Source organism: Vibrio sp. 10N (assembly GCF_036245475.1).
Taxonomy (GTDB): domain Bacteria; phylum Pseudomonadota; class Gammaproteobacteria; order Enterobacterales; family Vibrionaceae; genus Vibrio.
Map to the genome: position 1 here is coordinate 851,717 of NZ_BTPM01000002.1, position 18,772 is coordinate 870,488.

At 45.3% G+C, this 18,772-nt stretch carries 12 protein-coding genes and 1 pseudogene; 3 read left to right on the plus strand and 10 right to left on the minus strand.

Annotated elements, in window-relative coordinates; all coding sequences use genetic code 11:
• Nucleotide 1: 1 nt before the first annotated feature.
• The 6 genes from AAA946_RS19995 to pepT all read right to left on the minus strand — a co-directional run bounded on the left by AAA946_RS19995 (nucleotide 2) and on the right by pepT (nucleotide 8,992).
• Nucleotides 2-706: a response regulator gene (locus AAA946_RS19995; protein ID WP_338166516.1), complete on the minus strand. Its 705-nt coding sequence runs from the start codon at nucleotides 704-706 to the stop codon at nucleotides 2-4.
• Between the two features lie 301 nt (nucleotides 707-1,007).
• Nucleotides 1,008-2,345 carry an IS4 family transposase gene (locus AAA946_RS20000; protein WP_338163367.1) on the minus strand — a complete coding sequence of 446 codons (1,338 nt, stop codon included), beginning with the start codon at nucleotides 2,343-2,345 and terminating at the stop codon, nucleotides 1,008-1,010.
• Nucleotides 2,346-2,465: 120 nt separating this feature from the next.
• On the minus strand, nucleotides 2,466-5,621 hold the full coding sequence (locus AAA946_RS20005; protein ID WP_338166517.1) for an efflux RND transporter permease subunit: 3,156 nt from the start codon (nucleotides 5,619-5,621) through the stop codon (nucleotides 2,466-2,468).
• A gap of 12 nt (nucleotides 5,622-5,633) precedes the next feature.
• The gene (locus tag AAA946_RS20010) at nucleotides 5,634-6,758 is read right to left on the minus strand and encodes an efflux RND transporter periplasmic adaptor subunit (RefSeq protein WP_338166518.1); all 1,125 of its coding nucleotides are present in this window, start codon (nucleotides 6,756-6,758) and stop codon (nucleotides 5,634-5,636) included.
• 128 nt (nucleotides 6,759-6,886) lie between these two features.
• Nucleotides 6,887-7,738 carry a mechanosensitive ion channel family protein gene (locus tag AAA946_RS20015; protein ID WP_338166519.1) on the minus strand — a complete coding sequence of 284 codons (852 nt, stop codon included), beginning with the start codon at nucleotides 7,736-7,738 and terminating at the stop codon, nucleotides 6,887-6,889.
• A gap of 30 nt (nucleotides 7,739-7,768) precedes the next feature.
• Complete coding sequence (pepT, locus tag AAA946_RS20020) at nucleotides 7,769-8,992, minus strand: peptidase T (RefSeq protein WP_338166520.1); 1,224 nt, start codon at nucleotides 8,990-8,992, stop codon at nucleotides 7,769-7,771.
• Between the two features lie 272 nt (nucleotides 8,993-9,264).
• On the opposite strand from pepT, the gene AAA946_RS20025 reads away from it, so the two are divergent.
• A complete protein-coding gene (locus tag AAA946_RS20025) occupies nucleotides 9,265-9,450 on the plus strand; it encodes a hypothetical protein (RefSeq protein WP_338166521.1) in 186 nt (61 codons plus the stop codon).
• A 60-nt stretch (nucleotides 9,451-9,510) separates the two neighbouring features.
• Here the strand turns inward: AAA946_RS20025 and AAA946_RS20030 are convergent, their stop codons facing one another.
• The 3 genes from AAA946_RS20030 to AAA946_RS20040 all read right to left on the minus strand — a co-directional run bounded on the left by AAA946_RS20030 (nucleotide 9,511) and on the right by AAA946_RS20040 (nucleotide 12,029).
• A complete protein-coding gene (locus AAA946_RS20030) occupies nucleotides 9,511-9,702 on the minus strand; it encodes a hypothetical protein (protein ID WP_338166522.1) in 192 nt (63 codons plus the stop codon).
• A 289-nt stretch (nucleotides 9,703-9,991) separates the two neighbouring features.
• The gene (locus AAA946_RS20035; RefSeq protein ID WP_338166523.1) at nucleotides 9,992-10,939 is read right to left on the minus strand and encodes a TerC/Alx family metal homeostasis membrane protein; all 948 of its coding nucleotides are present in this window, start codon (nucleotides 10,937-10,939) and stop codon (nucleotides 9,992-9,994) included.
• Nucleotides 10,940-11,477: 538 nt separating this feature from the next.
• A complete protein-coding gene (locus AAA946_RS20040; protein ID WP_338166524.1) occupies nucleotides 11,478-12,029 on the minus strand; it encodes a hypothetical protein in 552 nt (183 codons plus the stop codon).
• Between the two features lie 195 nt (nucleotides 12,030-12,224).
• Between AAA946_RS20040 and AAA946_RS20045 the strand changes: the two genes are divergently transcribed.
• Both AAA946_RS20045 and AAA946_RS20050 read left to right on the plus strand, forming a co-directional pair.
• Complete coding sequence (locus AAA946_RS20045; protein WP_338166525.1) at nucleotides 12,225-14,279, plus strand: alpha-amylase; 2,055 nt, start codon at nucleotides 12,225-12,227, stop codon at nucleotides 14,277-14,279.
• Between the two features lie 909 nt (nucleotides 14,280-15,188).
• Nucleotides 15,189-16,293 (plus strand): annotated as a pseudogene (locus AAA946_RS20050) (reverse transcriptase N-terminal domain-containing protein).
• A 725-nt stretch (nucleotides 16,294-17,018) separates the two neighbouring features.
• On the opposite strand, the gene AAA946_RS20055 reads toward AAA946_RS20050, so the two are convergent.
• The gene (locus tag AAA946_RS20055; protein ID WP_338166526.1) at nucleotides 17,019-18,467 is read right to left on the minus strand and encodes a DUF1254 domain-containing protein; all 1,449 of its coding nucleotides are present in this window, start codon (nucleotides 18,465-18,467) and stop codon (nucleotides 17,019-17,021) included.
• Between the last annotated feature and the right edge of the window lie 305 nt (nucleotides 18,468-18,772).

Sequence of the window (18,772 nt, forward strand, 5' to 3'; positions counted from 1 at the left end):
CCTATGCTTTCCAGCCATCAGTGACGAACAAGTAACCTTTGCCACGCACAGTGATGATACCTTTTGGGTTGGTCGCATCATCAAAAAGCTTTTTACGTAACGTGACAATACGGTTATCTATGGTGCGATCGATGCCATCGTAGTCGATACCGCGCAGCTGTCTGGTTAGATAGTCGCGAGATAGAACTTCTCCGGCTGACTTAGCAAGTAGCCAAAGCAAATCGAATTCACTGTCAGTGAGAGAGACTTCACACTCCCCTAGTCGGCAGCTTCGGCTGTTTTGACACACTTTCAGGCGTCCCACTTGGATGCTATTTGATTCCACTGCTATGGCATCTTCGGATGGACGTCGAAGCAGGTTGCGTACTCGAGCAAGCAAAACGCGTGGTTTGATAGGTTTAGAGACAAAATCATCGGCGCCGGTTTCTAATGCTGCGACATGATCAAAGTCGTCATCGCTGGCAGTAAGCATCAGAATTTTGCCGTTATAGCTGTCACGAACATCGCGACAAATGGACAGGCCATCTTGGCCAGGAAGCATAAGATCGAGGATCGTCACGTCCGGCTGGAAGGATTCAATCAAGTCTACTGACTCACTTCCATCATAAACTGTTTTTACATCAAAGCCTTGGGTCTTAAAGTAATCGCCTAGCATCACGTTCAGTTTTGCATCGTCTTCTACGATTAACAGTTTTTGATTTACCATGGTCCAATCCACTACATCTATCGAATCGGCCGCAAAGATACATAATTTTACAGAATACTACAAATGCGAATTATTGTGTTTTTGTAGCTGTATTCCTAATGAGACATTTATTACAAACCGCTAACAAATTGGTATTTGGTTATATTAAACAAATAGTTATCTGCCAAACTTATGAACCCTAAACCGTATGGCAATATCAAAAACTTCTCCAGATAGTTTAAAGGCCAAATGTATAGATTTGTCAGAGCACGATGACATTTCTCGACATAACAAAAGCCCCTCACTAGGAGGGCAACGTAGTTCATTTAAGAGGAGCAGCGTTGCGATTAACAGGGTATCGGGTTTTTGATATTTTTACCGCCCTAGGCCGGTTTGGCTTAGGGCGTTTGTCTATAAAGAGGATGGATAGGTCGCCTCGAAGGCTCTTTAAGCGTTTCGGCGTGTTACCTAAGGATACCGCTTTACTCATCACTTTGAGCTGGCTGGCTATAAATTGGCAAGCATACTTAAAACTTATTTCATTAGGTAAGCGCCCGTGTTCAACTGCGGCTTGACTAGCTTCTCGTCTCACCAAGTTATAACCAAGTAGCAGTCCCCATAGCTCTTGATAGACGAGATCGACTGTTTTGCTTCTCAACACTAAAGCGTTATGTTGCATCGAACTCTTGATATCACGATAACCTAATTCTATCTCCCACCTTTCATGATAAAGCTCTGCCACGGATTGAGCGTCATACTTGTCTCTAGGAAGAGAGGTAAACACCGTCTTGGATTTACCTTGGACCTCGTAAGTGACCGCCCTGACTGTCCATTTCTCAGGAAGATTAGGGTTCTTCTTACGAGCCTGTGGAGAGGTCTTCATCTCTACTAGCATGTCACTGCTTTCTTTATCGTCCAGTAGGGTATATTTGACTCCTTTCTTTGCAGGGAGAAGCCAATGTCTATTTATTCCACTGTTGTGAAGAGAAAGTAGTAAATCTGCTCCATAAAACCCTTTATCCAGTAATGTCACAGAGTTGTCTGGTAAAGCGTTGATGAAGGGCATCGCTAGAGGGATTTCACCTCGGCGATACGGGCTTATCGCTGCATCAACGATGACATGAGAGCGAACATTCATCATTGTCACAACCCTCAATACTGGATGAGGTGTTTGCCTGTTGCTAGACGTATTACCAGAGCCAAAATGTTCTCTTAATTCGGGTGTGTCAGCTGTTCTAAAAAGAGCACCATCTACAGCAAAAACCTGTAGGCCTTGCCAAGTATCATCAGGGTATCGCTCAAGCCCCCATGTTTTTCCGCATTGCTTAAACAGCCATTCTGGTGCTGCTTTACCTAAGCGCTGTCTTGCTTGGGTTAAAGCGCTCTTTGCCAACAGTTCTTCATCAGCAAGGCCATCAGCACAGACGTTCATTCTCCGTGCGACTTCGGCAATGGGTTCATTACGGAAAAAAGCCATACCAACAATTAACCACAAAACCATATCACTCGGTAGTCGGCGTCGACGGATTGTCGCTTTATCAGACAGAGAGGCTGCTTTAGCGACCCACTCATCAGGAATATGTTCAGAGAATGTGGTGAGCTGAGCTACATCGACAGGGTTTTCTTCGAGGAAGTCGGCAAAGAAGTTTTGAATAGACATAAAAAAATCGGAAACCTATAAACAGGTTTCCGATTGTCTCTCATCAGAAGGATCGGTCAACCGATCCTTATCTGATCTACATTGCTCACTAGGAGGGGCTCAGTCATATCAAAACATCACTTAGTCGTCGTCTTCCAGCGGCACTAATTTGGTGTTACCACCGCGAATTTTCTCACGACGATGCTGGATCAGAGCATAAAAGCCAGGGATCAGGAATGTACCCGCCAACAGCACGCACAATAGACCACCCACCAATGAAATGCCGAGTGAGTTTTGGCTCACGTGACCTGCGCCTGAAGCGAAGATTAGCGGCACAATACCCAAAATAAATGACCATGACGTCATGTTAACCGCACGGAAGCGCAACATACCGCCACGCACTGCAGCATCATCAATGTCGACGTCCTTCTCTTCGCGTTCAATCTTGGCGAATTCGACGATCAGAATCGCGTTCTTCGCCGCCAATGCTATGAGCAGAACGAGGCCTATCTGAGCATATAGGTTCAACGGCGTCCCCGTTAAGTTAAGCGCAATGAACGAGCCTAAGGTCGCCACCGGAACCACCAATATGATGGCAAGTGGAATCGTCCAACTCTCATATTGAGCCACCATGAACAAGTAGATGAAGATCAGTGCCAAAGCAAAGGCATAAATGGCCTGGTTGCCAGCCAAGATCTCTTGGTAAGCCATACCGGTCCATTCATGCTGATAGCCCATTGGCAACACTTCTGCTGCAACACGTTCCATCGCGGCAATGGCATCACCACTTGAGTACCCTGGTGCAGGTTGGCCTTGAATGACCGCACTACGATACATGTTGTAGCGCCATGCAACATCAGGTTCAAACACTTGTTCGTAAGAAACCAACGTGCTCAGAGGAATCATCTCCCCTTGTGCGGAGCGAACGTGGAACAGTCGCAAGTCGTCCATACCGCTTCGATAAGGCGCGTCAGCCTGAACCGTCACACGGAAGTTCTTACCAAACATGGTGAAATCATTCACATACAAGGAGCCTAAGTTACCCTGTAGCGTTTGGAAAATTGATGACAGTGGAATGCCAAGTTGCTGTGCTTTCTCACGGTCGATATCGACATAGTAGTGAGGAACGTTCGCTCGGAATGTACTGAAGGTATAAGCAATTTCTGGCTGCTGATTCGCTGTTTGAATCACATCTTGCATAACCAAAGCCAAGTCAGTTCGACTGCGGCCAAGGGTATCTTCCAACACAAACTCAAAACCCGAAGCCGCACCCATACCCGGAACCGCAGGGGGACCCATTGCGAATACGACTGCGCCCGGAATTTGCTGTGCTGCCATCCCGTTTATTCGCGCCGCAATCGCATTAGCTGAATGATCGCCTTCAAACCCGTTGCGCGAGTCCCAATCTTTAAGCTTTATGAACAAAGACGCACCGTTGGACGCTGCAGCACCTGTCATAAACGCATAACCGTTAGCGACAGTAATACCGTCAATTCCCGGCTCCTGCTCGACCAAGTTCACCAACTTATCCGTGGTTTCAGTGGTACGCGACAGTGATGCCGAATCCGGCAACTGAACGTTAACCAGCAAAATACCTTTGTCTTCTTGCGGCACGAACGCGGTCGACGTGTTTTTAGCAAGGAAGGTTACCGTACCCACGGCCACGACGAAGAAAGCAAGTAGCAATAGTGCTTTTTTCACTAGGAAACCAGCAACTTGACCATAGCGCAGTGTAATACGCTCAAGTAGACCGTTGAAGGTTTGGAACCAACGGGCGGTATTACCACCACCTTGTTTAAGCACCAATGAACACAGTGCTGGTGATAGTGTTAATGCGTTAATTGATGAGATGATCACCGAGATACAGATGGTCAGGGCGAACTGACGATACATGATGCCGGTAATGCCCGGCAACAAAGTAACCGGAATGAATACCGCTAGCAGTACCAAGGTTGAGGTAATAATCGGGCCTGTTACCTCTTTCATCGCCATCAAGGTGGCTTTACGTGGTGAAAGCTGAGGATTGCGCTTCATAATGGTATCGACGTTTTCGATAACCAGAATCGCATCGTCTACCACGATACCGATAGCCAAGATGATACCAAACAGCGTCACCGTATTGATGGTGAAGCCGGTCATATTCATAACCGCAAAAGTACCGATCAAGGAAACTGGAATCGCAACCACTGGAATAAGCGTCGCACGCGCACTACCTAAGAACAGGTAGGTCACCGCGATTACCAACAGAATGGCTTCAACCAGCGTTTTTACTACCCCTTTGATCGACTCAGCAACGAATACCGTGGTGTCGTAGCTCGACTCGTACGCCATGCCCTCAGGGAAGTTCACACTTAGGCGCTCCAGCAGGTCCATGACCGCTTTACCACTTTCTAGCGCATTTGCGTCAGATTGTAGGTTTAGAGCGACAATCGATGCATCTTCACCACGGAACTGACCGCTACCATCGTAAAACTTCTTACCCAATTCGACACGTGCGACATCTTTAAGATACACGGTTGAGCCGTCAGAATTAGCGCGCAGTACGACATTCTCAAACTCACTCACCGATTCAAGACGACCTTTGGTCACTAGGTTAAATTGCACTTCTTGCGGATCAGCATACGGCGCTGCACCTACTCGACCAGCAGCAACCTGAACGTTTTGCTCTGCGAGTGCGGAGTAAACATCGGACGTGGTCATTTTGAGGTTGGCAAGCTTATCTGGGTCTAGCCAAACACGCATTGCGTACTCACCGCCACCAATTACGTTAACTTCACTGATGCCTTTAACACGAGCCAGCTGATCTTTGACATTCAAGTTGATGTAGTTAATCAAGAACTTGTCGTCATAACGCCCATCTGGGGAGTAGAAGTTAAGGACCATCAGCAAGTCTGGTGAACGCTTTTTCACTGTCACGCCAACCATACGCACTTCTTGAGGCAGTTTAGACTCAATCTGTGATACACGGTTTTGTACGTTAACCTGCGCCATGTCGGGATCAGTGCCAATATCAAACGTCACGTTCAAGTTGTACGAGCCATCGTTTGCACTTTTTGAGGACATATAAATCATGTTCTCAACCCCATTGACCGAAGTTTCTATTGGGTCGGCAACGGCTTCTTCCACAACTTCTGCACTTGCACCGGTATAAAACGCGGTCACACTCACCGAGGGCGGACTGATTTTTGGATACTCAGCAACGGGCAATACCATTAAAGAAATAGCACCCGCTAGCGTGAGTATGATAGAGATGACCAAAGCGAACTTTGGTCTTTGAATAAAGAAACGACTTAACATCTAATGGCTACCCTATACTGCTGGCTTCGACGAATCGATTCGCACAGGCACGCCATTCCTTACACGCTGCAAGCCTTGAGTGATGACGACATCGGTCGGTTTCAATCCTGATTGGATGATGACGCCAGTTTCAATCTGTGTACCCAGTGCGACGTTACGACGCTCCGCCACATTACCTTCAGTAACCACCATTACGAAGTCGCCTTCGAGGTCAGTTTGTACCGCACGGCGTGGTACTGTGACCACGTCAACCGGTTGCTTTTCCATCAGCTCAACACGTACGTGCTGACCAGGAAGCAGACGCTGCTGCGGGTTCTCCACCACGGCACGCATCGCAAGCGTACCCGTGTTGAGGTTGATACGATTACCTAGAAAATCAATTTTACCTTGCTCTTCATATACACGGCCGTCTTCTAGAATGATGTTTACTGCCACACCATTCGATTCATCAGAGCCATCACCTTCTATGGTATCCATGCCTAGAGCCAAACGCTCACGTTCACTGATACTAAACGACGCATAGATAGGATCCATGCTAACCAGCGTGGTCAATACACCCGATGATGGAGAAAGAAGGTCACCTTGGCTGACCTTGCTGTCTGAAATGCGGCCACTGAATGGAGCTCGGATGGTGGTATAAGACAGGTTAACCTCTGACACCTTTAATTGAGCTTTTCCTGCTTCTAATTGAGCGCGTGCACTCATCAGAGTGGCGGTCAATGCGTCAAACTCTGCTTGAGAAATATTGTTCGATTTGACGAGGTTTTTACCGCGTTCAAAATCAAGATTGGCCTTTTTCAGAGCAGCTTCAGCTTCTGATACCTTAGCTTTTGCACTCGCGACCTGAGCTTCAAATGACGATGGCTCAATCGTGAATAACTTTTGGCCCTTTTCGACAATCTGTCCTTCTTGGAAATGACGTTCCATCAAATAGCCGGTTACTTGGGCAGTAATGGCCGTATCTTCAACCGCATCCATGCGTCCAATGTAAGACTTACTTTGTTGATGTGGGACGACCTCTACAGCAGTAGTTTGCACAAGAGGCGCTGGTGCATTTTGGTTGGATTTTGTTGCTTCACCGCATCCTGCTAAAAATAGTGCAGAGATAACGCTGGCAACGAGTAGTTTTTTAGGCATTGAAACACCCTATTCTCTTCTGATTGGAACAAGCCATGGCAGACTAGCAAATCACAAGTCAGCTGAATGTCCGAGAATTATTAATAGTTTGGGTGAAAGTGTTTCAAAATATAACGGCTTGATTTACATCAATCTTTTGAATTTTCTTCTGGAAACGATAAATCGTGCAACAGCATAAAGTCAGCGCGAATTTCCTGCTCTAAATGGGTCGCAAGTTCCGTTGGGCAGAAAATCATCACATGCACTATTTGCTCACCCGTCGCACCACTTGCAATATGAATATGGGGCTCTGAGCCAGGTAAATCGACCCCTGCATGTTTTTCAATAACACCGTTATAGCGTCTCGCAACATCGATAAAGTTTTCGCTGTGCTTCTCGATTCTAACGCTTAACTCAGGGAGCAATGGGAATAGGTTTTTAAAGCCAGGAACTACAATGGAAAAGCTATGGTAAACGTAGCGTTTCATAAAGTTGAGGTTCTTAACAGGATAGGTGAAAAACATGCTGTTAGGCAGTGTGATGGTTTTTCCTGTGAAATGATATTGACCATGATAAAGGTCGATTTCTTGGATCACAGTGGCCATCAAATTATGCTCAATCACTTCGCCACTGGTCTTTCCTACTTCAATCCAATCACCGATACGAAACGAGCGCGAGCTCGCTCGTTGGATTGAACCGGTAAAACAGAGAATGATCTCTTTAGAGGCCACAACAATAGCAACAGCTATCGCGGTCACCGATAGCGCAAACTCACTGATTTCCGACTTCCAAACCAGAAACAGAGTAACAACGATGATCGCGAACGAGCCGTTTTTAGTCCGAGACATCCATTTACGCTGATCTTCAGACAAAAACGCCACATCCCCTCGAATTCCCGAGAGTGTGATGCGGCGTATTATCAAAATCAGAGTGATGACCAGAACGCTCAATAACAGTTTGTTTTCAATTAAAAACGCGATGATTTTTTGAACGTCTTCCATGGTCGCCTACTACTGCATTAAGAATGAGTATTAACGATAACGAATCGCGGTGTCTTTCGCAATTTGCACGATCACTTTTACTGCTAACTCCATGCCTTGAACAGTAATAAACTCATGAATCCCGTGGAAATTGTAACCACCGGTAAACAAGTTTGGACAAGGTAATCCCATGAACGATAACCGAGCGCCATCGGTGCCGCCTCGGATAGGCTTGATGTTTGGTTTCACCTGACAGCTTTCCATTGCCTGCTTAGCAATCTCAATGATGTGTGGATGCGGCTCTACCATTTCGCGCATGTTCGAATAGTTATCCGTGATGGTTAAACTCACCTTACTACCCTGCGCATTAAACGTTGCCACCTTATCTTCTAGGTAGGCTTTTTTACGTGCTAACTCATCTTTGTCAAAATCGCGCAAAATGTAGTGCAGCGATGATTCCGTCAAAGACATCTGCGCATTATGTAGATGATAGAAGCCTTCATAGCCTGAAGTGCATTCTGGCGTCTCTTCGACTGGCATATCAGCATGGAATCGCGCTGCTGCGGTCATGGCATTAACCATTTTACCTTTTGCCGTCCCTGGGTGGACTGAGACACCTTTGAACTCAACAAGCGCGGCCGCTGCATTGAAGTTCTCATATTCAAGTTCACCTACCGGACCGCCATCGACGGTGTAAGCCCATTTCGCCGCAAACTTCTCGACATCGAATAAATCGGCGCCACGACCAATCTCTTCATCAGGGGTAAAACCTATTTTAATGTCACCATGAGGGATCTCTGGATTTGCCATCAAATACTCGACCGCAGAGATGATCTCGGCAATACCGGCTTTATTATCCGCTCCGAGCAATGTCGTGCCATCGGTCGTAATGATATCGTGACCATGAAGAGCATGCAGATCAGGATACTGAATTGGAGATAGCACCACATCACCCTTTCCAAGCGCGATATCACCGCCTTGATAGTTCTCTACCAACTGAGGTGTCACATCTTTACCTGAAGCATCCGGCGCAGTATCCATATGAGCAATAAAGCCAATTGCTGGAACATCAGCTTCTACATTTGATGGTAAGGTCGCCATGATATAGCCGTTAGCATCTAGCGTGACATCGGATAGACCTAATTCAATAAGTTCTTGTTGAAGAAATCGAGCAAACTCAGTTTGGCCTGGGGTGCTAGGGCATGTTGCCTGTGACGGGTTAGATTGCGTGTCGAACGTGACATATTTGAGAAACCTGTCAATAAGACTTGTCATATTTTCACCTTTATAGTGGTTGTGAACCCAAGTCATCTCATGATACGGATAGAAAACAGTGACATGTTGCGATGAATCAGTTTTATCTGATTTGGCGAGTTTTTTGTAAGGTCGACATAAGCCCAATCGCTACGCCATAAACAGTAAGCCATAAACAGATTGATACGCCCAATGCACTACGCCCTGATATCCCAATCTAAGGGGGATGTGATTGATTGTTAGGGCTGAAATAATGACGCTAAGTTAACGTAAAGAAGATGAGATAAGACACCATGAAGCGTCCACATTTTGTTTCCACGCCTATTTTTGTTTCAGCTCCTGTCGCTGATAAAAAAGTGACAACAACGACTCAGAATGGCCTGGCTATCCACACAACGCTAGCAGCTCCAAGTCTGCTAGAACGTGAGCGAGTCGCATTGGTCAAACAACTGCAGCAACGTGGTGGCCTCAGCGCTTAGTTTTGCTTACGCCAGATACAAAAAAAGCACCTGTCAAAGGTGCTTTTTATCATGCTTGCTTTATCGGTTAAGACCGATATCACGCTGCATGTGGCCAGATAACTCGTTCGCGTAGTAAGTTGCTTCAACTTCACCTTTGCCAAACAAAATATCTAGTAGGTGTGCAATCAATCCTTTGAAGTTAACCGCGTAGGTTTTCTTATCCATAGAGGGTGCGATAGCGATGGTTTCGATGTTCATTGCTTGTGCCATGATTGCCTCTCTTAAAACTTGGTAACTCGTTGTTGTTGGTGACAATATTAGGCAAAAAAACGCTGTTTAAAAAATGACAAAATTTGGACATTCAGATTAGTTTTTCTAATAAAACAAACCTTTAACAACCTCTATATGCAGCTATTTATTTTTGGTGAATTTTTATACCCAAAACAAACAGTTTGGTGAATAAACATTCCATTCAACGCTCTATAAGTTCAATTTGTTAGCAAAATGATAAACAAAAACCTCCCAAAAAATGGGAGGTTTTACGCATTTATTGTTAGCTCTATTTATTCACAACCTTGAGCTGCTGTTTTTCTTTGTACAGCGATGCTATTGATGCCGCTGTCATGGTGCACAAAATCACACACAAAGAGAACCAAGTTGGAATCTCCAAAGGCGATCCTACCAATGCCATCTTGATACCAATGAATATCATGATGAAAGACAGCGCTGGTTTGAGGTACACGAATCGGTTCATCATGCCCTCAAGAACAAAATAGAGCGAACGCAGGCCAAGCAGAGCAAACACGTTTGCCGCCAACACTAGGAACGGCTCACGAGTAACAGCAAATATCGCCGGGATTGAGTCCAACGCGAACAGAATATCCATAAAGGCAATCACACCAATCACCACCAGCATTGGGGTGAATACTCGTTTGCCATTTTCAATAATTGACAAGCTATTACCATGATACGATTCCGTCACCGGCAATAGTTTGCGAATCAATCGCTCTGGAAGTGGATTGATCTCATCCTCACCATGATCACGCGCCAATTGAATACCCGTCCAAATCAAGAAAGCCGCAAACAGATACATCACCCAGTGGAACTGAGCAAGCAGCTGAGCACCGACACTGATCATGATGGCACGCAGTACCAACGCACCAATCACACCCCATAATAAAGCACGCGGGCGCAAATGCTGAGGTACAGAGTACTGGTGAAAGATAATCGCGAACACAAACAGGTTGTCGACGCTGAGCGATTTTTCAAGCAAATAGCCAGTTAGGAACGATACCGTTGCTTTTTCTGCGCTGTAATCGCTGTCTGGCGCGTACACATGCCAAAATAGATAGATAGTTGCAGCAAACACGAATGCCAGTACAAACCAAAAACCGCTCCAAATCGCCGCTTTACGAATGGTAATTTGACCGCCGCGAGTTTGATAGATATCTAATGCGACTAACGCAAGAGTCAGCAGCAGGAAGCCAAGATAGATAGATGGGCTCATAAGTCCTCCGGGCGGAAGGACGGGACTATTTAAGGCGACCTTCCGCAAACCAATAACACACCAGCACACGAATGCGCTGAGCCTTTGATTGCGTTGGTCTCGTCAAAGCGTTATGAAAACACTTATATTTGCCGGATAAGTTCATTGCTATGCCTGCAATAACTTAACGAGATGACGACAAATAAACGGGTGACTACTCCCCAAAACGGGGCGATTGTAGGGCGAGATTAGAATGCTGTCTATAACAAAAAGCCCAAAAACGAAAAAACCAGCATAATTAAGGATGCTGGCTTCACGTCTTGGTGTATTGATTATGCTTTATCTTTGCTCGTCGCTTTCTGGTTCGTTTCTTTCCAGTACTGAATACGACAACGATGCAGTTGTGCACGTCTCATCTTTTTCATGGTTAACTCCTTCTAAACTTTACGCATCTCACGTTACGTTTCTTATGTAACAGTGAAATGACAACCGTAAGACCGTTGTGTGACACTCTCTGAGTAACATCGATAAGCTTGCTGTGTTGAACACGCTTGCTCGGCTAACGATTCCAAATCAAATGAATGCGCTCAGCGTCACTGGTCATTAATAGCGTCTTTGTTGCTAACGTATTCTGAATCTCATTTTTCCTGATCCAGGTAAACTGTTTGGACACAAAAGTGGGATGTAAGTTCAAAAATTCAACCAGTTTCTTATCCGCAGTTTGAGCCGTGCCCTGATTGATCAATTCTTCGACAGTGAGCATTTCCTCACCGATTTTGACCTCAACCAAGTGATAGCTGTCTTTGCGCAAAGCGGTTTGAACATAGGTAAAGTTATGGACACTAAAAGGAAAAGAGTAGTTAACCTCAGTGACATCACCCTCTTCATTGACTGAAATAACCACATCAAGCTCAATGCCGCGATAGCTTTGCTCAAAAGCACAAAACGTCTGACGCTCTGCTTCTCCGCAGTCATATAGCTCTGTAAGACTCTCTACATCAGCAAGCGTTTTTATAGGCTGTAGACCCGAAACATATTGACTCGGCCAGAGCTCAGTAGCGAGGACGTTATGGCTAAAGGCAAGCAGTAGTAAGGAGAACAGTGGCTTCATTCGAATCTCATGGAATTAACTGTGATACCCAAGACTAGCAAGTTATACCGCTTCTCCCCTCCTCCCCCGGTTTACGCCCACACCAAGGTCATTTTGTGAGCAGGAGCAAATTCTAAGGCGTAGGCGGTGAGAAGGATGTGACTGACATTGATGCGTTTTATATTAGCCTCGGAAAACTACAAAAATGGAATGAGCATGAAACATAAGACCCTACTTGCTTGCATGCTACTAGCCTCGCCTGGGCTGCTAGCATCACCTAATATCACGGTTTCAACTTCAACCACCAGCCGTGACTATCCCATAACCGCAGATGAGCCGTTGGTGATACCACTGACCAAAGATAAATACCAATTAAAAGTGTCTGGTATTGATGGCAGTTGCGATCATCAACTGCCTAGCAAAATTAAGTTCAATACACCGATTCCTCTGTTGTGTGGCGAAGACTCAGTTCTGCCTCTCAACATCCGTTTTACCGGAGATTACTCTTTTGCCTATGATAACGAAGCTAAGTCTCTAGTATTCAAAAGACAGCCTAAGAAGGTCGCAAAAAAAGAGTTCAAGCGTCCTATTCCCAATGTTCAATGCGCCGCATTACCACACGAGGCACAGACCATTGCTGTCGGTGATACCTATGCCGATGGTACTAAGCTAAAAGATATCTTCACTGGTGATGTTGTCACTGTAAAAAACGGCAAGGTGACGGTAGTGCCAAACGCGGCGTCTGGTGGTTTGACGCTACTAGAGCCTGTCGACACCGTTGAGCTGTCTGATGACCTTAACTATCGCAATGCCAATATCTACTTTGTGATGGTAGATAGATTCAACAATTCCAATCCGAGCGAGCCACAACCCTATGGACGTCAATCAGATGGTAAAGACAACATAGGTACTTTCCACGGTGGCGATCTTAATGGCATTACCGAAAAACTCGATTACATCCAATCACTTGGCACGAATGTGATTTGGCTTTCACCGATCGTCGAGCAAGTGCATGGGTTTGTTGGCGGCGGCGACAGCGGTTCATTCCCTTTCTATGGCTACCATGGCTACTGGACTCGTGATTTCACCAAAATCGATGAAAGTTTCGGCAACGATGATGACTTAAAACGCTTAGTAGACGAAGCACATAAACGCGGCATCAAAGTGTTGCTGGATGCAGTCATTAACCACCCTGGCTATTCAACGCTCGCCGACATTCAATATGATGACCTCAACGTACTCAAGCCAGCGCACCAGTTACCAGCAATGTTTGCCAAGTGGCAACCCAAAGCATCAGAAAACTGGCACAGCTATCACAGCAACATCGACTACCAAAGCGAACAATGGAGCCACTGGTGGGGTGCAGATTGGGTTCGTACCGGTTTACCAGGCTACGACAAACCAGGTTCGAGTGACATTACTCTGTCGCTTGCAGGCCTACCTGACTTTAAAACCGAATCCACTAAAGCGGTAACCCCTCCTCAGTGGCTGCTGGATAATCCCGGAACCCGCGTTGCCAAACGTGACAATTACACTGTTGCCGATTATCTCATTGAATGGCAAACGGATTGGGTGAAACGCTTTGGTGTTGATGGTTACCGTGTCGATACGGTGAAGCACGTAGAAGGAGAAGTGTGGAAGAGGCTAAAAACAGAAGCGACACAAAGCCTAGAGCAGTGGCGCAAAGACAACAATCAATCTGGACAACCTTTCTGGATGATGGGTGAAGTTTGGGGACACAGTGCGTATCGCAGCCCCTATTTTGACGACGGCTTCAATGCACTCATCAACTTTGATATGCAGAAAAAGCTCGATAAAGGCGCGGCATGTTTCAGCCAAATGGCAGACACCTACCAAAGTTACGCCAACTCGATTCAAGAGTCGGAAGACTTTAACCCAGTAAGCTACATGTCCTCCCATGATACCGAGCTGTTCTTCAGCCGATTCAAAGACTACACCATGCAGAAAAACGTAGCGAATGCTCTACTACTGAGCCCGGGCGCGATTCAGGTGTATTACGGTGATGAAGTGGGTCGAAATATTGGCCCATATGCCGATGACTTCCACCAAGGCACTCGCTCCGACATGGTATGGACACTCACTGAAGATAAGAAAGCACTGCTCGATCATTGGCGAACTGTTGGTCAGTTCCGAGACCGTCATCCGGCTATTGGTGCGGGTAAGCATACAGAGATTGCTAACGACAATGCCTATGTTTTCTCTAGAGAGCTAGATGGTGACAAGGTGATTGTTGCTTACTTTGGGAAGTAGTGGTCTCTAATATGCGCAGAAACGAAACTAGGTTGGCCTTGTCCTTTTCTGCGGTTTAGAACTAACAAATGAACTTAAACGCCTCAATAGAAAGTCTCTCTAGACCTATTGAGGCGTTATTTCAAGCTCAGAGTGCTTTCATGGCACTTCGAGATTGAGCAATGACAATTGATTGGACCTTAGTATTCTAGGCTCCAGTTTTCGCGTCATTCTGCACTCGATGCAGAATCTACTCAACATGCACTCCTCTTTCCAAGATACACAGTCAGTCTCTGAGCGTAGTTTGTCATTACTGTCCTTTGTCGTGACAGCCCTTCGTAACACACTTCTGGACGTGCGACGTGAAGTCGTATGAAGCGCTGTTCACCGCTTTAAGAGTGAACCATCTGTATCACCAGATGAACCTACGAGCCTGAATAAAGTAGCGGCTCTGACAATGTAACGAAGAGCAGTTCAACAATTGCTCGGGATCGAAATCGTGAGAAGAAGATCCTCCTGATAACCACGAATTGGGTAAGTGCTAGGTAGTCAGTATGATGAACATATGTGAATCCGTTTAAGGTGCGTTATGTGATGAAGCAGCGGAAGTGGTTAATACGCTGTAGCCAAAAGGCAACGAGAGTAGGAAAGAGGTTGTCCAATACTCTTTCGTGATCATTGAGCTCTCCGCACCATAGCGGGCATCTAACCTGATATTGCGTGACATACGGAACACGGTAAGCCTGTATCACTCCCTATGGGAAAGTCTCTGCGACCGATAGTGATGCAGGTATAGGAGGTCAGAAAAAGCGAAAACTGCATTGTAATGATGCAGATACAGGCTAATGCCTGATCACGAAAGTGAGCCCACTTCCGACTGGTCTCCCATTGCGAGAGAATTTGAAGAACTTTATTTAAGGAGAAAAGCAAATGATGATCTCAAAAGAGATTAGTGCATCTTCTGACGGTACTCAGTGGCAGTCCATTGACTGGAAATCCGCTGAAGCACACGTACTAAAGCTTCAAATGCGTATCGCAAAAGCAACGAGAGAAAAGAATTACGGTAAGGTAAAGTCCTTACAGTGGATCTTGACTCATTCTCGCTCAGCAAAACTTCTAGCTGTTAAGCGAGTCTCTCAAAATAAAGGCAGTAAAACGCCTGGAATAGATGGTGTCATCTGGAACACAGATGCACGCCGTATGAAAGCAGTCAATCAACTGAGTCGCAAGACTTACAAAGCACAACCACTCAAACGTATCTACATCCCCAAAAAGAATGGAAAACTCAGACCTCTAGGTATTCCGTGCATGATAGACAGAGCGCAACAAGCGCTCCACCTGCTTGCACTAGAGCCTGTTTCTGAAACACTTGCCGACCTCAACAGCTATGGATTCAGACCAAACCGAAGCACCGCTGACGCCATCAGTCAATGCTTTAAATGCTTGGCTCTGAAGAAATCAGCAAAATGGGTTCTTGAGGGTGATATCAAAGCTTGCTTCGATAAAATCGGGCATCAATGGCTTACGGACAATATCACTGTAGATAAACGAATGTTAAAGCAATGGCTAAAGTCTGGTTTTGTGGATAAAGGCCTATTCTACGACACCGATGAGGGTACGCCACTATCCCCGTTAATGATCTTATCAGGATGATAAATCCAAAACTTAGAGGATGGGCGAATTACTATCGCCATTGCGTTGCTAAACAAGTATTTGGGTATGTAGGCCACAAACTATTCCAGCGCTATGGCACTGGGCAGTTAGACGTCATCCAACCAAGTCTAAAGACTGGGTTGTTCACAAATATTTCCTCAACCGAAAAGGCCAATGGCAATTTCATGGTTGGCAGAAAATTATGAACATGGACTGTCACTTCAACTTGTTCCAAATCGCAAAAGTGCCAATAGAGCGACATGTGAAAATCCGAAGCGCCGCGACTCCTTATGACCCCGATTACCAAGAATACTTGGCTAAGCGGAAATCAAAGAGACAAGCACGAAACTCTTGGGTTGAACCTGTTCCAACTGCTTTATGAGTTGCTGGGTATCAAACGATGCCTTAGCGGAGGCTTGAGCCGTATGCAGTGAAAGTTGCACGTACGGTTCTTAGAGGGACGGCACTTGGTAACAAGTGTCGTCTACTCGACAGAAATAGTCTACGTCCGCTCGTTTTTAACATGCCCCACGTAGCCGTCATCCTCACGAAAGTGAGGATCTCCCACCACGTGTAGGCAACTGAAAATATTCGATTAAGTCACGTAAATCAGCTTCACGACGCGCTAAATGAGATCCCCTTTTTCAAGGGGATGACGGTGATTTTTGGTATGGCTTGAAGCACCAAATGGGGCAGAAATGCTCTACATCCCTTCATTTCTAACATACCCATATAGCCGTCATCCTCACGAAAGTGAGGATCTCCTACCGCATGTAGGTAACTGAAAATCTTCGACTAAGTCACGTAAGTCAGCTTCACGACGCGCTGAATGAGATCCCCTTTTTCAAGGGGATGACAGTGATTTTTTGAGGATGGTGTGAAACACGAAAAGGGGCACTTCTGAGTTACGAAGTGCCAGCTGTGACGGTTCTGGACAATTCTGAGTTATGATTTCTTGTGAATACCGGGCATATAGATGAGAATACGTAGGGCAAAAGACAAGGCCTGCCCCATTTTACAAAGACGGTTGCAACTACTATAAAAACGAAAAAGCCATCCTTCATGAAAAGTGATGGCCAGTCATTTTAATTCGTTACTAGATTTTGACTATTTGGTATCAATACGTTGAATATCATCTAACACAAAGTTGCCATTAAAAAAATCAGCTTGGGGACCGTAAAGCCTAAATAAAGTAAAGAACTGTTCGCCTTTAGTAATTGGCATACAATTGGTGTAACCTCTACTTTCACAGTCTGAAGACCAGTAAATGTCAGTGCTTCCATCTTGGTTAAATGCCATCTCTGGCTCATTGGATGCCCAACCTAAACGGTCAGCCTCATAGATAAAACTACCCGTTTCCATAGAGTAAGTTAGAAATGACCAAAAACGCTCCGCTGGCACATTAGCAGGGACGTGAATGGTATAATCATAGTCGCCAAACATTGGATTTCCGTCTGCATCGAGAATACCTTTGATGTATGTCGTCGAGCGTGATTCCGCCAAAGATTTAGGTGGTGCTATGTAGTAAGAAAATGTGGTTCCACGCCCAGCATAATCGTGCCAGTAATCAGCAGTGTAGGTTGCGTTGGTTAGCATCATTTCTGGGTTGACAGGAATCGTCCACTGCGATTGTTCACCCCACAACTTAGGGGCATAATGTGTGAAGCTATCTTTCATTTCTGCATGAAGTTTCACTGATGCTTCATTCAACATCACTTGCTGGTGTTGGCTAGGTGCGAATGCTTCCCCTTTTTCCAAACCTAGATAACGCAGCATACCGTACATTGCTTTCTCATCACTCTTAATAACTTCATTTTGCAAAGCTTGATGCGCTCGTTCCCAAAACGAAGTTGAAAAGTGATCTTGCCACTGGAGATGTGTATCAATCACAACATTATCCATGGCTTTAAATGTTGTATGGATATTGCTTGAACCCAATGGATACATTCTTACGCCTTTTGTAACGTAATCGACATGACCCTTCATGTCCTCTTCGGAAGTAGTTTTCGTCATCGAACGTATCGTCGTATAACCTTGGAAAGTATCTTGTTCCACGACAATGTAGCCATCTGTGTCGCCCTTGTAACCTTTAGGCACTATAAGATACTTACCACCTTTACCTTGGTCAGCACCATCAGGGCCAACGTCAATTAAAGGCTTATGCCAAGAGTCCAGCAATGTACCAAAGAAGGCATTCTCTTCTGTCGCCGCAGGTATCTCGATGACCACTGGACCATCTTCAATACTATGATAGGTGTGAACATACGGCGTATTATTGTTTCCAGTCATCATCTGAGCATGCCAAGTCACAGGTCGTTCAAAAAAGTACACTGTGCTATTGCGGTCACCGCCAAATTTAGCAATTGTTTCAGACGCAATCGTTTCATAAAGAACTTGTGGAATGAACCAAATACCTGCTTCCAGCGCTCTACGTTCAAACCTTTGCTCAGCAATGGAAGCAATATGTACACTGGTATCACTGCTAGCAAAAGAAGATGATACGGGTGTTAATACAGTCGCAACACATAATGCGAGAGAAATTACTGACTTTTTCATAATATTAAGCTCACTCATGGAGTTAGTTTTCAGGTATAACGCAATGCAATCGCAAAAATTCAGTCAACTTTGCAATATAGCTATCGCGCTTACTCTAAAAGAGAAACCAAGACATTCCATAGTCAGCATTTCTTCAATATAAGATGATTACTCCTACCTCATCAATCAACTTTAATATTAGCGATTAATCTACTCAACAAGAAATAACAATTATTACATTAACAAATAACTTGAAATCATATCATGGCATTAATATTTACGTAGGATTTTTTTAGATATAACCAATTGTAATAGCATGAAGTAAC

Coding starts and splice junctions, on each gene's coding strand:
- AAA946_RS19995 (WP_338166516.1), bottom strand. CDS start 706: ATGGTAAATCAAAAACTGTTAATCGTAGAAGACGATGCAAAACTGAAC.
- AAA946_RS20000 (WP_338163367.1), bottom strand. CDS start 2,345: ATGTCTATTCAAAACTTCTTTGCCGACTTCCTCGAAGAAAACCCTGTC.
- AAA946_RS20005 (WP_338166517.1), bottom strand. CDS start 5,621: ATGTTAAGTCGTTTCTTTATTCAAAGACCAAAGTTCGCTTTGGTCATC.
- AAA946_RS20010 (WP_338166518.1), bottom strand. CDS start 6,758: ATGCCTAAAAAACTACTCGTTGCCAGCGTTATCTCTGCACTATTTTTA.
- AAA946_RS20015 (WP_338166519.1), bottom strand. CDS start 7,738: ATGGAAGACGTTCAAAAAATCATCGCGTTTTTAATTGAAAACAAACTG.
- pepT (WP_338166520.1), bottom strand. CDS start 8,992: ATGACAAGTCTTATTGACAGGTTTCTCAAATATGTCACGTTCGACACG.
- AAA946_RS20025 (WP_338166521.1), top strand. CDS start 9,265: ATGAAGCGTCCACATTTTGTTTCCACGCCTATTTTTGTTTCAGCTCCT.
- AAA946_RS20030 (WP_338166522.1), bottom strand. CDS start 9,702: ATGGCACAAGCAATGAACATCGAAACCATCGCTATCGCACCCTCTATG.
- AAA946_RS20035 (WP_338166523.1), bottom strand. CDS start 10,939: ATGAGCCCATCTATCTATCTTGGCTTCCTGCTGCTGACTCTTGCGTTA.
- AAA946_RS20040 (WP_338166524.1), bottom strand. CDS start 12,029: ATGAAGCCACTGTTCTCCTTACTACTGCTTGCCTTTAGCCATAACGTC.
- AAA946_RS20045 (WP_338166525.1), top strand. CDS start 12,225: ATGAAACATAAGACCCTACTTGCTTGCATGCTACTAGCCTCGCCTGGG.
- AAA946_RS20055 (WP_338166526.1), bottom strand. CDS start 18,467: ATGAAAAAGTCAGTAATTTCTCTCGCATTATGTGTTGCGACTGTATTA.